Source organism: Streptomyces sp., from assembly GCF_031181555.1.
Classification (GTDB): domain Bacteria; phylum Actinomycetota; class Actinomycetes; order Streptomycetales; family Streptomycetaceae; genus Streptomyces; species Streptomyces fimbriatus.
Genome location: NZ_JAPSKQ010000113.1, coordinates 1 through 12,597, shown reverse-complemented (window position 1 = coordinate 12,597; position 12,597 = coordinate 1). Strand labels below are relative to the sequence as shown.

At 72.9% G+C, this 12,597-nt stretch carries 13 protein-coding genes and 1 pseudogene; 8 read left to right on the top strand and 6 right to left on the bottom strand.

Going from position 1 to position 12,597, the window contains the following annotated elements:
• Positions 1-453 precede the first annotated feature (453 nt).
• Positions 454-1,428 carry a TauD/TfdA family dioxygenase gene (locus tag RIM90_RS21375; RefSeq protein WP_309062355.1) on the bottom strand — a complete coding sequence of 325 codons (975 nt, stop codon included), beginning with the start codon at positions 1,426-1,428 and terminating at the stop codon, positions 454-456.
• Between the two features lie 205 nt (positions 1,429-1,633).
• Between RIM90_RS21375 and RIM90_RS21370 the strand changes: the two genes are divergently transcribed.
• Positions 1,634-2,464: an aldo/keto reductase gene (locus RIM90_RS21370; RefSeq protein ID WP_309062354.1), complete on the top strand. Its 831-nt coding sequence runs from the start codon at positions 1,634-1,636 to the stop codon at positions 2,462-2,464.
• Positions 2,465-2,470: 6 nt separating this feature from the next.
• Positions 2,471-2,665, top strand: a pseudogene (locus RIM90_RS31600) (3'-phosphoesterase); the annotation flags it as partial.
• 270 nt (positions 2,666-2,935) lie between these two features.
• On the opposite strand, the gene RIM90_RS21365 reads toward RIM90_RS31600, so the two are convergent.
• A complete protein-coding gene (locus tag RIM90_RS21365; protein ID WP_309062353.1) occupies positions 2,936-3,442 on the bottom strand; it encodes a MarR family transcriptional regulator in 507 nt (168 codons plus the stop codon).
• A 481-nt stretch (positions 3,443-3,923) separates the two neighbouring features.
• Between RIM90_RS21365 and RIM90_RS21360 the strand changes: the two genes are divergently transcribed.
• On the top strand, positions 3,924-4,700 hold the full coding sequence (locus RIM90_RS21360) for an NPP1 family protein (RefSeq protein WP_309062352.1): 777 nt from the start codon (positions 3,924-3,926) through the stop codon (positions 4,698-4,700).
• A gap of 117 nt (positions 4,701-4,817) precedes the next feature.
• On the top strand, positions 4,818-5,753 hold the full coding sequence (hemC, locus tag RIM90_RS21355) for a hydroxymethylbilane synthase (protein WP_309062351.1): 936 nt from the start codon (positions 4,818-4,820) through the stop codon (positions 5,751-5,753).
• Positions 5,754-5,760: 7 nt separating this feature from the next.
• On the opposite strand, the gene RIM90_RS21350 is transcribed toward hemC, so the two are convergent.
• Complete coding sequence (locus RIM90_RS21350) at positions 5,761-6,282, bottom strand: hypothetical protein (RefSeq protein ID WP_309062350.1); 522 nt, start codon at positions 6,280-6,282, stop codon at positions 5,761-5,763.
• Between the two features lie 497 nt (positions 6,283-6,779).
• Here RIM90_RS21350 and RIM90_RS21345 point away from each other — a divergent pair, with 497 nt between their 5' ends.
• Positions 6,780-7,571 carry an RNA polymerase sigma factor SigF gene (locus tag RIM90_RS21345; RefSeq protein WP_309062349.1) on the top strand — a complete coding sequence of 264 codons (792 nt, stop codon included), beginning with the start codon at positions 6,780-6,782 and terminating at the stop codon, positions 7,569-7,571.
• 23 nt (positions 7,572-7,594) lie between these two features.
• Here RIM90_RS21345 and RIM90_RS21340 read toward each other — a convergent pair whose 3' ends face one another.
• Positions 7,595-7,960, bottom strand: coding sequence for an ANTAR domain-containing protein (locus tag RIM90_RS21340; protein WP_375165510.1), 366 nt, complete (start codon positions 7,958-7,960; stop codon positions 7,595-7,597).
• A 206-nt stretch (positions 7,961-8,166) separates the two neighbouring features.
• Here RIM90_RS21340 and RIM90_RS21335 point away from each other — a divergent pair, with 206 nt between their 5' ends.
• Positions 8,167-8,970 (top strand): VOC family protein, encoded by an 804-nt coding sequence (locus tag RIM90_RS21335; RefSeq protein ID WP_309062348.1) that lies wholly within the window; start codon positions 8,167-8,169, stop codon positions 8,968-8,970.
• A 34-nt stretch (positions 8,971-9,004) separates the two neighbouring features.
• Here RIM90_RS21335 and glgX read toward each other — a convergent pair whose 3' ends face one another.
• Positions 9,005-11,164, bottom strand: a complete 2,160-nt coding sequence (gene glgX, locus RIM90_RS21330; protein WP_309062347.1) for a glycogen debranching protein GlgX — start codon at positions 11,162-11,164, stop codon at positions 9,005-9,007.
• Positions 11,161-11,673 (bottom strand): pep a2, encoded by a 513-nt coding sequence (locus tag RIM90_RS21325; protein ID WP_309062346.1) that lies wholly within the window; start codon positions 11,671-11,673, stop codon positions 11,161-11,163. Before RIM90_RS21325 ends, glgX begins: the two co-directional genes overlap by 4 nt.
• Before the next feature lie 333 nt (positions 11,674-12,006).
• Here RIM90_RS21325 and RIM90_RS21320 point away from each other — a divergent pair, with 333 nt between their 5' ends.
• The gene (locus tag RIM90_RS21320) at positions 12,007-12,306 is read left to right on the top strand and encodes a DUF5133 domain-containing protein (protein WP_309062345.1); all 300 of its coding nucleotides are present in this window, start codon (positions 12,007-12,009) and stop codon (positions 12,304-12,306) included.
• Positions 12,307-12,380: 74 nt separating this feature from the next.
• Positions 12,381-12,597: maltotransferase domain-containing protein (locus RIM90_RS21315; RefSeq protein ID WP_309062344.1), on the top strand; the 217-nt coding region annotated here is incomplete at its 3' end.

The following is a 12,597-nucleotide window of genomic DNA, read 5'->3' as shown; positions in this document are numbered from 1 at the left end:
CCCGTCCGGGAACCTCCGCCGGCTCCGGCCGGTCGTGCGGCGACTGAGTCCGGGCGGGCGATGCGGGACGCCGGAGCGTGTCCTCGGCGGCCGGGCCCCGGGAGCCGGCCGGCGGCCGACGCGCCGGACGGTCCGCATCCGGTGGCCGACCGGGTCACCGCCGAGCCGTACTCCGGCCACGCCGGCCGGGACCCGTCGCTGCCCGAGGGGCGGATCGAGCGCCCGGAGCGGGCCCTGACCGCGGCCGGTGTCCGGCACCGCTGCGAGGCGCACCCCGGCGCCGGGCACGGCTGCCCCCGGTCCGGCACGGCCGTGTACGGCAAGGAGCGTGTACGGCAGGGAGGCGGCCGAGCGCCACCGGACGGCGCCGCTCGGCCCGTTGCGACGCGCCTTCCGCCCCCTCCCCCCCGGCTCCCCCGGGTACGGCGGCGGTTCACCGGGACAGCCGGCCGGTCACCAGTGTCCCGGTGCGGTGCCGACGAGCGGCTTCGAGGGGCGGCCGTCGACGCCGACCGGCACGTCGCCGGCGAGCATCACCCGGTGCATGATCCGCGGGTGGTCGAGGTGGGCGGTGTCGCCCGGCGCCAGGTGGATGGTGGCCCGGTTGTCCCAGAACGCCACGCTGCCCGGCTCCCAGCGGAACCGCACGGTGTACTCGGGCCTGGTCGCCTGCTCCAGCAGCATCCGGAGGACGGACGCGCTCTCCGGCCGGGACAGGCCGGAGATCTGCTCGACGTAGTAGCCGTTGACGAACAGCACCCGCTCGCCGGTCTCCGGGTGGACGCGCACCAGCGGGTGCTCGGAGGCGGTCTGATGGTCCAGCAGGTGGCGCGCATAGGCGTCGTCGCCCGGCCGGGACTGGTAGCCGACCCCCAGCCGGTGCTCGGCGCGCAGCCGGTCGGCGAACTCCCGTACCGGGGCGGACAGCCCGGCGTAGGCCGCGGCCAGATTCGACCAGGTGGTGTCGCCGCCGTAGGGCGGAACGGTCTCGGCGCGCAGGATCGTCGCGGCGGGCGGGTCGACGCGGGCGCCGTGGTCGCAGTGCCAGCCGCGCAGGAGGGTGTGGCGCCGGCGCCGCAGCCATTCGTCGTGCTCCATGCCGAACCGCCCGCCGAGCTCCAGCCGGTCGGCGGTCGTCTCGATCTCGGGGAAGTCCGGCGGGGACGCCTTCCCGCGCCGGGGCAGCACGACCGGTTCGCCGAACCGGCGCGCCAGCGCCACGTGTCCGGCGTGGTCGAGTCGCTGCCCGCGGAAGAACACCACCTTCCAGCGCAGCACCGCCGCCCTGATCGCGGCGACCACGGCGTCGTCGAGCTCACCGGCGAGGTCGACACCGGTGACCTCGGCGCCGATGTGCCCGGCGACCGGACGCACCTCCACCGCCGCGGCCCGCTCCCCGTCCGCCACGCGGCCCCTGTCCGTCGTCATGCGCGTCCGCTCCGTCCGCTCCGTCGTCGCCCGTACGGCCCTCGTACGGACCGGCTTCCCGGGAAGATCGTGGCAGCGATACGGTTCCGTGGCGACAGGGCGCCGTCGCCGGGAGGCCGGTCCGTCCGCCCGTCCGCCCGGTTGATCATTGCCCACCGCGTCCCCGAGGCTGGGCACACGACACTGTCAACGGGAAGGTCTCGTCGTGATCAGCATCCCGACCCACACCCTCAACGACGGCACGACGCTCCCCGCCCTGGGCCTGGGCACCTGGCCGATGGACGACGCCGAGGCGGAGCGTGCGGTGACCACGGCCCTGGAGACGGGGTACCGCCTCGTCGACACGGCGGCCAACTACCGCAACGAGACCGGCGTCGGCCGTGCCGTGGCCCGCGCCGGCGTCCCGCGCGAGGAGATCGTCGTGACGACGAAGCTCCCGGGCCGGCACCACGGCTACGAGGAGACCCTCGCCTCCTTCGAGGAGTCCCGCGCCCGGCTCGGCCTGGAGTACGTCGACCTCTATCTGATCCACTGGCCGCTCCCCCGGGTCGACCGGTACGTCGACTCCTGGAAGGCCATGATCAAGCTGCGCGACGACGGGCTCGTCCGGTCGATCGGCGTCTCCAACTTCACGCCCGCCCACATCGAGCGGCTGGAGAAGGAGACCGGGGTGCTGCCCTCGGTCAATCAGATCGAGCTGCACCCCTTCTTCCCCCAGGAGGAGCTGCGGGCCTACCACGCGGACAAGGGCGTGCTCACCGAGAGCTGGAGCCCGCTCGGCCGGGGCTCGCAGCTCCTGGACGACCTGGCCGTCGCCGCCGTCGCGGAGGCCCACGGGGTCACCCCGGCCCAGGCGGTGCTGCGCTGGCACGTCCAGCTCGGCGCGCTCCCCGTCCCCAAGTCGTCGGACCCCGAGCGGCAGCGCGCGAACCTCGACGTCTTCGGGTTCGAGCTGGACGCCGCCCAGATGCGGACCGTCGCCGACCGCGCCCACCGGCGGATCGGCGGGGACCCGGAGGTGCACGAGGAGTTCTGACCGGTCCGGCTGAACGGGTCGAAGCCGCGCGGCACGTACGCCCTCATCCGCTCCCGCGGTGGGGGCGAGGGCGGCGAGGAGGAGCCGTGACTCCTCGTCCGGACGGCCGGGAGCCGTGATGCTCCCGATCCGCGACGGGCGCGGTCGGTGCGGTCCGGGCGCGCCCTCGCCCAGGTCGCCGCGGCCGGCGACGGGGCGTGAACGGCGGTCGGCGGATCACCCGTCCGGCAGTGGCTGTTCCGCCCAGATCGTCTTGCCGCCGCCGGTCTGGCGGCTGCCCCAGCGCTGGGTGAGCTGGGCCACCAGCAGCAGGCCGCGACCGGCGCGACCTCGCCGCGCACCGCCCGCTTCCGCCGATCGCCCCGCCGCCGGGCCGCCTCCCGCCGTACGGACCGCGGGGGCCGCGTGAGCCCGTCCCGGGCCCCGGCCCGACGAAGGTGCGGGAAGCGGACGCGCGATGAGACGTCGGCGTCAGGGGGTCCGGGCGGGTTCCGCCCCCTCGTCGACGGAGTGGGCGAGGAAGTCGTCGACCATGCGGTGGAAGAGGGTGGCGAGCCGCCTCAGGTCCTCGGGCGACCAGTCGGCCAGCGCCACCTGCATGGCCCGGGCCCCGGTCTCGCGGATCCGGGCGATGGCCTGCCGGCCGGCCTCGGTCAGCTCGATGCGCTGGGCGCGGCGGTCGTCGGGATCCGGGACGCGGGTGACGTGGCCGGACTTCTGCAGCTGCTGCACCGTGCGGGTGACGTGCGAGGCCTCCACCCCCAGCCGGGCGGCCAGCTCCCCCGGCCGCATCGGCTCGGCGTCGGCCATCTGCCGCAGCAGCGCGACGGCGGCGCGGTCCAGCTGCACACCCGCCAGGGCCGTCAGCCGCTCGTGCCGCCGGGCGCGCGAGATCAGATAGGTGATGCGGCTGAGCGCACGCTCGATCTCGACCACTTCCGCGGAGGCGGGCGCGTCGGGGAGCGGGGGTGTGGACATGCCCTCACTTTACCATCTCATTGCGTAACTCAATCAATCGCGGAACGCGCCTCCCGGCCCGCGGGCGAGCGCGTGAGGACCGGCGCGCGACGGCCCGCCTCGGCGGCCCGCCTCCCCGAGGCTGCGGCATCGTGCCGCACCCGGTCCGGGCACGACATCGCGGGCACGCGTCCCGGGCGCTCGTCCCGGGCTCCCGCCGTCGGCCACCGCACTCGGTGACGCGCCCGAGCCCCTGAACGGCGAGGTGCCGCCCCGGACGCACACGGCCGCACGGGCCCGGCGCACACCCCCGGCAGAGCGGGCCGGCAACCGGCATTCCGGGACGGCCCGGTGCGATCCGGCACCGGCCTCGTCGACTGTTGGGCCGGGCTTCACCACCGGTACGCCTGGGGCCCCTTGGCGTGGAGGTACGCAACCGGGATGCTGAACTCCCTTGCCCCCCACAGCCGTTGGGCTGCGCCCGAGCCAAGAGGAGGACGCAGTGTCGTCGAGCACGTTCCGCACGCACCGCAGGAGATGGCTGACCGGCCTCGCCGGAGCGGTCGCCCTCGTCGTCGCCTTCCCCGCCACCGCCTTCGCCGCACCGCCGCCCGCCCTGCCGGCCAACGCCGACGTGCTGGAGCGGACGTTCCAGCCCGCCTACGACTACGACACCGACGGCTGCTACCCCACACCGGCGATCGGCCCGGACGGCGCCGTCAACACCGGCCTCAAGCCGACCGGCGCCCTCAACGGCAACTGCCGTGACGCCTCGGACCTGGACAACACCAACGGCTACGCGCGTTCCGCGTGCAACAACGGCTGGTGCGCCATCGTCTACGCCCTGTACTTCGAGAAGGACCAGGCGCTGCCGGGCACCAGCCTCGGCGGCCACCGCCACGACTGGGAACACGTCGTGGTGTGGGTGCGGGACAACACGGTGCAGTACGTCTCGACGTCCAACCACGGTTCGTTCTCGATCCACGCGCGCTCGGCGGTCCGCTTCGACGGCACGCATCCGAAGATCGTGTACCACAAGGACGGCGTCAGCACGCACTGCTTCCGCCTCGCGGGACCGGGCGACGAGCCGCCGGAGAACCACGAGGGCAGCTGGCAGTACCCGACGCTGGTCGGCTGGAACGGCTACCCGGCCGGAGTGCGGGACAAGCTCGTCTCCTACGACTTCGGCAGCGCCAACTTCGGTCTCAAGGACGGGAGTTTCGCCTCCCACCTCGCCGCCGCCAAGCCCGCGGGCATCCCGTTCGACCCGAACGCCTGACCGCGCCCGCACCGGGAGCCCGGACGGCCCGCTCCCCGGGCTCCCGGACCGGCTCGGACGCCGGGCGCGTTTCCCGGCCGTCCGGTGCGGAGCGGCGGGAGGGTCTATCGTGTCGGCATGTCGTCACCCGAACCGATCCGCATCGTCTCCCGCGACTCGCCCATGGCGCTCGCCCAGGTGGACCGGGTCCGGGCCGAGTTGGCGGCCGCCCGTCCCGGTGTGCGCACCGAGGTCGTGCCCGTGCGGACGACCGGGGACAAGTGGCTGGGCGATCTGTCGAAGGTGGAGGGCAAGGGCGCCTTCACCAAGGAGGTGGACGCCGCGCTGCTGGCCGGTGAGGCGGATGTCGCGGTGCACTGCCTCAAGGACGTGCCCGCCGACCGGCCGCTCCCGGCGGGCACGGTGTTCGCCGCCTTCCTGAAGCGGGACGACGTCCGGGACGCCCTCGTGCACCCGGACGGACTCACCCTGGACGAGCTCCCGGCCGGCACCCGGATCGGCACCTCGTCGGTGCGCCGGGTCGCCCAACTGGCCGCCACCCACCCGCACCTGCGGTGCGTACCGCTGCGCGGCAACGCCAACCGGCGGCTGGCGAAGCTCGCGGCCGGGGAGACGGACGCCCTGCTGCTCGCGGTCTCCGGCCTGGAGCGCATCGGCCGCAGCGAGGTGATCAGCGAGGTCCTCTCCCCCGAGGCGATGATGCCGCCCATCGGCGCGGGCGTCCTCGCGCTGCAGTGCCGCGAGGACGACACCGACCTCATCGACGCGATCAGCGCCCTGGGCCACCCGGACACCCACCGGGAGGCCACCGCCGAACGCATGTTCCTGCACGTGCTGCAGGGGCACTGCAACAGCCCGATCGCCGGGTACGCGCGCGTGGACCGGAGCGGCGAACTGTCCCTGCGGGCCTGTGTCTTCACCCCGGACGGCAAGACCCGTCTGAACGCGCACGAGTGGGCCGGCCGCCTCGACCCGGCCACGCTCGGCACGTCGGTCGCCGTGGCCCTGCTGCGTCAGGGCGCCCGCGAGATCATCGACGGCATCCCGCACTGACGCCGGCTCAGGCGGTGCCCTCCTCCGTCTGCTCCTGCAGGAAGGCGCTCACCTGGTGCGCGAGGCTGTCCCGGCACGCGCCCACGGGGGTCCCGGCCGCACTCTCGTGCACACCGACGCGGCCCGCCCACAGCCGGCGTCCGGTCCACTCCTCGTCCACCCGCAACTGCACCTGGACGTCGACATGGCTCAGGGCCGCCTCGGGGCCGGCCGCGTAGAGCACGGCGGTGGCGCGGCGCAGCGGGTAGACGTCGAAGCCCTCGATGAACTGCGAGTTGCGCCAGTCGATGAAGGCGCTCTCCCCGTCGGGGCCGATCCGTACGTCGACCTGACCGTCCTCGAGATGAATTCCCACGGCCCTGTCGCCGCGGTTCTCGACGGTCACGCGGACACTGAAATACGTCAGCCCCTCGGCGGCGTCGTCCCGTCCGCGCGGCGGCTCGCCCGCCTCCAGGCGGTGGACGCGGACCCGCAGACCGGCATGCTCGTCGTACTCCTGCCAGTCCCCGACCACGTTCGGCTCGTACACAGCGCACCTCTCGACTTCCGTGGCTGCTTCCTATCTGTGGGCTCAGGGCACTGTCAAATGAGCGGAATGCGCCGTGGTCAGGCAGTTCGCCCGTATCTGATCGGTGATCAAGCGCTGCGCTGGAGGAATCCCCCGGACCGGCCGTCCCGCCCACCGCGACGGCGTGCCGCACATCACGTCCGGCGCCGTGATCACCGGCGGGCCGAGGGAGCGGTCCGGCTCGCCGCGGGGCGGACGCGGCCCGGCCGCGCGCGCCGCCCGCCGGGAATTCACGCCATGAATTCCCTCGATTTCGGAACGTGCACCCCGCGGAATGCCGGTCCATCGAATTCGGGAAACCGTTTCACAATGGCGGCGCACGGGAAAAGAAAACTCAGTGCTTCGGACAGGAGGCACGTCCGTGGGAACCGGCTCGCCGGCCCCGTGCCCGCCGTGGTCCGAGTCAGCGCTTCCCGCGGTGTCTGTCCACCCGGCACCTGCTCAGGGAGGTGCGCCTCATGCGTACCGGCAGTCCCACGAAGCCGCACCCCCACGACGACGCCCCCGACACCGCCGGGGACTTCGCACGCCTGGCCCGGCTGCCCGAAGGGCCCGAGCGCAAGATGCTGCGCGACGAGCTGGTCGAGGCCTGGCTGCCCATGGCCGAGCGGATCGCCGTCCGTTTCCGGGGACGCGGTGAGGCTCTGGAGGATCTGTACCAGGTGGCGGCCCTCGGCCTGGTCAAGGCCGTCGACCACTACAACCCGGCGCGCGGCAACGCCTTCGAGGCGTACGCCGTGCCGACCATCACCGGGGAGATCAAGCGCCACTTCCGTGACCACATGTGGACCCTGCACGTCCCGCGCCGGGTGCAGGACCTGCGCAACCGCGTGCGGTACGCGGTCCGGGAGCTGGCGCAGACCACCGAGGGGCGGGCCCCCACGGTCCCCGAGATCGCCGAGTACGCCCGGCTGACGGAGAGCGAGGTGCGCACCGGCATGGAGGCGCTGGAGTGCTTCTCCACGCTGTCGCTGGAGGCGGAGATGCCCGGCACGGACGGCTACGCCCTCGGGGACGCGGTCGGCGGGCCGGACCCGGCGTTCGACACGGTCGTCGACCGGGTGGCGGTCCGGCCCTGCCTCGAGGCGCTCCCGGAGCGCGAGCGGGTCATCCTCTATCTGCGGTTCTTCCGGGGGATGACGCAGAGCACCATCGCCGAGCAGCTCGGCATCTCGCAGATGCACGTCTCCCGGCTGCTCAGCAGCTGCTTCGCCCAGCTGCGCGAGGAGCTGCTGACCGAGACCGGCTGACCGGGGCGGCGCCGCCGGGCGGATCAGCGCTCCGGCGGCGCACCCGGGATCTGGGTCGGTCCGGACCGGTCCAGCACGTCCTCCAGCACCGCCCGTACCTCGGCCGGCATGAGTCCGGTGCGTCCCCAGACGAGGATCATCTCGGCGATGTTGCGGAGCTTGATGTTCGTGTGCTGGGACACCTCCTTCAACACCGTCCACCCCTGGTCGGGCGAGACCCGCCCGATCGCGACGATCATGCCGATCGCCTGGTCCACCACCGCGTGCGAGACGACCGCGTCCTTCAGCTGCTGTACTTCCTCCTCCAGCTGGAGGATCCGGTCCGAACCCCCGTCCGTGGGCATGGTCACCTCCGGGTCCGGTGTGCCGCTCTCCTGGTGCCTTCGCATCGTGCTTGAGTGCCTTCACCCAGTGTCCGATCCATCCATCGTCGCCACTCGTCCCGCTCCGTGCCACCGGGATGGGCCGAGGGCGGCCCGGGGCACCGTTTCGGCACCCCCGCCGGGGTACTCGGCAGGCGCCTGGACCGGAACAGGGCGGACACTGGGGGCATTCCGGTGGACACCAGGCCCGAAGAGATCAGGACGCGACCGCCATGAACCACAACCCGCCCTCCCCCGCCGGCACGACGGACGTCTTCTCGACACACTCCGTGTTCGGGGCGCCCTGCTGGGTGAGTCTGACCAGCCGCGACATAAAGACGACCGAGGAGTTCTACGGGGCCGTGCTCGGCTGGCAGTGGCGGCCGGTCCGCCTCGGCGACCGGTTCCGGATCGCCCTGGCCGACGGCGCGCCGGTGGCCGGCATCGCGGGGGTCGCCACCATGTGGCAGATGGCGGTGGCGTGGACGCCGTACTTCGCCGTGCGCAGCGCCGACGAGGCCGTGGCGCGGGTGCAGGAGCGCGGCGGCACCCTGGCGGTCGGCCCGATCTCCCTGGCTCCCGGGCGCGCGGCGCTGCTGGCCGACCGCGACGGGGCGACGTTCGGCGTCTGGGAGGGCGAGCTGTTCACCGACTGGCCCACCTGGCGCCGCGCGCAGCCGGCCTTCATCAGGCTGCACACCCGTGACGCGTTCGACGCCGCCATCTTCTACGGCGAGGTCTTCGACTGGGCGTCCGACCAGCCCGGGTGCTGCGAGGTTCAGTACGAGGGCGAAGAGGTGGTGCTGCGCAGCGGCGGGGACCTGGTGGCGCGCATCGAGTCGGGGGCGGTGGAGTCGGCTCCCGATCCCCGGATCCGGCCCCACTGGCAGGTCCACTTCGCCGTGAAGGACGTGGCCGCCTGCGCCCGCACGGCCGAGCGGCACGGCGGCAGCGTGCTGTCCCTCACCGACGACGAGGCCGTCCTGCGCGACAACGAGGGCGCCCAGTTCACCGTGACCTCGCGCCGCGAGCGCTGACCCGGGCGCGCCTCCCCGGCCGAACCGCGGCCGGTCACCGTTCCGTGTCCGTGCGGGACAGGCGCGACGGGCGGGACAGGAGTGCCAGGCTGCGCGGGCCCACGGTGAGGACCGTGCCGGCCTTGTACTCGGACTCGTCGGGGGCGCCCTCCGGATCGGCCGTGTCGATCAGCGCCGTCCAGCGCTCACCGTAGGTGGCGTCGGGCAGGCGGAAGTCGACCGCCTCCCAGTGGCTGTTGAGCAGCAGCAGGAAGGAGTCGTCGACCAGCGGCCGGCCGCGCGGGCCGGGTTCGGCGATGGCGTCGCCGTTGAGGAAGACGCCGACCGAGTGGGCGTCGGAGCGCTGCCAGTCCTCGTCGGTCATCTCCTGCGCGTCCGGCAGCAGCCACACCAGGTCGGGCAGCGGCTGGTCCGCGTGCCGCACGGTCTCGCCGCGGAAGAAGCGGCGCCGGCGCAGCACGGGGTGGGCGGTGCGCAGGGCGATGACGCGCCGGGTGAAGTCCAGCAGCTCGCGCTGTTCGCCGGTCAGCCGCCAGTCGATCCAGGAGGTCTCGTTGTCCTGGCAGTAGGCGTTGTTGTTGCCGCGCTGGGTGCGGCCCAGTTCGTCGCCGTGGGAGAGCATGGGGATGCCCTGCGACAGCAGCAGCGTGGCGAGGAAGTTGCGCTGCTGGCGGGCGCGCAGCTCGAGCACGGCCGGGTCGTCGGTGTCGCCCTCCACGCCGCAGTTCCAGGACCGGTTGGTGCTCTCGCCGTCCTGGTTGCCCTCCCCGTTGGCCTCGTTGTGCTTGTCGTTGTACGAGACGAGGTCGCGCAGCGTGAAACCGTCGTGCGCGGTGACGAAGTTGACGCTGGCGCGCGGCCGGCGCCTGCTGTGCGCGTACAGGTCGGAGGAGCCGGTCAGCCGGGACGCGAACTCGGCGAGGGTGTGGTCCTCGCCGCGCCAGAAGTCCCGTACGGCGTCGCGGTACTTGCCGTTCCACTCCGACCACAGCGGCGGGAAGTTGCCCACCTGGTAGCCGCCCTCGCCCACGTCCCAGGGCTCCGCGATCAGCTTGACGCGGCTGATCACCGGGTCCTGCTGGATCAGGTCGAAGAACGCCGACAGCCGGTCCACCTCGTGGAACTGCCGTGCCAGGGTGGCCGCGAGGTCGAAGCGGAAGCCGTCGACGTGCATCTCGGTGACCCAGTACCGCAGCGAGTCCATGATCAGCTGGAGCACGTACGGATGGCGCATCAGCAGGCTGTTCCCGGTGCCGGTGGTGTCGTAGTAGTGCGACCAGTCGCCGTCCACCAGGCGGTAGTACGAGGAGTTGTCGATGCCCCGGAAGGAGAGCGTGGGGCCCTTCTCGTTGCCCTCGGCGGTGTGGTTGTAGACGACGTCCAGGATCACTTCGAGCCCGGCCGCGTGCAGGGCCTTCACCATCTCCTTGAACTCGGTGACCTGCTGCCCCCGGGTGCCGTGGGCGGAGTAGGCGTTGTGCGGGGCGAAGAAGCCGATGGTGTTGTAGCCCCAGTAGTTGGCCAGGCCGCGGCCCTGCAGCACGCCGTCCTGGACGAACTGGTGCACCGGCATCAGCTCCACCGCGGTGACGCCCAGCGAGGTCAGGTGCTCGACGACCGCGGGGTGGGCGAGCCCGGCGTACGTGCCGCGGAGCTCCTCGGGGACCTCGGGATGGGTGCGGGTCAGGCCCTTGACGTGCGCCTCGTAGATCACGGTGTCGGCGTACGGGCGGCAGGGCCGGGCGTCGTCGCCCCAGTCGAAGGCCGGGTCGGTCACCACGCCGAGCATGGTGTGCCCGGCGCTGTCGGCCGGGTCCGGGCCGTCGGGGTCGCGCTCGTGGAGCGAGGGGTGGTTGTCGATCTGGCCGTCCACGGCCGTGGCGTAGGGGTCGAGGAGCAGTTTCGCCGGGTTGCAGCGGTGACCGGCCGCCGGGGCCCACGGTCCGTGCACCCGGTAGCCGTAGCGCTGCCCGGGGCCGACGCCGGGGAGGTAGCCGTGCCAGACGAAGCCGTCGACCTCGGTGAGCCGGACCGTGCCGTGGTGGCCGTCGTCGTCCACCAGGACCAGATCGACGCGTTCGGCGACCTCGCTGAACAGGGCGAAGTTGGTGCCCTCCCCGTCGAAGGCCGCACCCAGCGGGTAGGGGCGCCCGCTCCACACGGGCGCCCCTTTCCGGTTCCGCGGCCGGGTCACCGGGCCTCCTCCAGGACACCGTTCGGCGTGCGGACCCGGCCGGTCAGCTGGGCGACGGACACCTCGCGGGGCACGTCCAGGCCCTCGCTCTCGCGCGGGTCGGGGGCGGTCGGCACCAGCGGGACGCGTTCGCCGGCGCGGGCGCGCTGGGAGAACCAGATGACCTTGCTGCCGGTCTCGGTGGCGCAGCAGCCCCAGCCGTCGCTGCTCGCCGCGATGTGCTGCAGGCAGCCGCGCAGTTCCTGGTCGGGGCGCAGGGCGCGGTTGTTGTCCCCGATGGCGGTGATGAGGTGCTGGCCGTTCCACCACATCTCGATCGACGTGTTCTTGTCGGTGGCGTGCTCGTCGATGGCCCGCAGCAGCATCTCGGCACCGCTGCAGACGGGCTCCATCAGGTTCTCGAGGTCCCAGAACCGGAGGTGAGCGGCCAGTATGCGGCTGACCTGTCCCACCCTTTCCGGGCTGACTTCCACATCGAGGTGGTAGTAGCGGGGCACTGCGGTCTTCATGGTCGTTGGCTCCTCACCGCGAAGCTCACGTCCCTCCTCGCCCCCGCGGGACGAGCCCCGAACACGGAACGTAAGCGGTCATCGCTTCTGAGTCACCTTCAGCGTGAGGGGGTTGGTCCATTCGTGCAACACGAGCGCACGGCCGGGGCGGGCCCGCCTGCACCCGAACGCGCCACGAATGATTGAAAAGCCAACAAGACGTTGGGTCGTCACCCGTGCACCATGTGTGAAGACCTCGATCGCCGTTACGGATCCGTGCCGTTGTGCGCACGGCCGCCGCCCGACCGTCGGGACAACGCGCCCCCATCGAGCCACGGAAAGGTGAACGGCGCCATGCTGCTACCCGCCAGAGCCGAAGTTGCCCGGCAGTTGCGTCGCTACCGGGCCTGGGAACGCGCGATGCTCGCCGCGCCGGCCGACCGCACCGTACGGGCCACCTTCGAGGACTCCGGCTACACCCTCTGCGTCCTGATGGGCAAGCGCTGCGCGCGGGAGGCGGCGGACGCCGCCGAACGGTACCTGCGCACGACCCTCGTCACCTATCTGCAGGAACAGAACGACCGGCCCTGTCCGGCCACCTCGGTCAGGCGGGGCCCGCCGACCACCCAGCGGCGCTCCCCGGCGGGAAGGTAAGGGCCTTCCCGCCGCAGTTTGGTCCCCACGACCGGGCGCCGGCCCGGCGTCGAGCACGGCGGAGGTGCAGACCCATGAAGACGACCCGGGCCATCGGCCGTATCCCGGTACGGGACGTCCGGCCGTCCGTCGACTGCGGCCGGCGGCCGGCCAAGGCCGTCGTGGGCGAGACGTTCGAGGTGACGGCCACCGTGTTCCGCGAGGGGCACGACGCGGTGGCCGCCAACGTCGTCCTGAAGGACCCCGAGGGACGCCCGGGACCGTTCACGCCGATGCGGGAGCTGGCGCCCG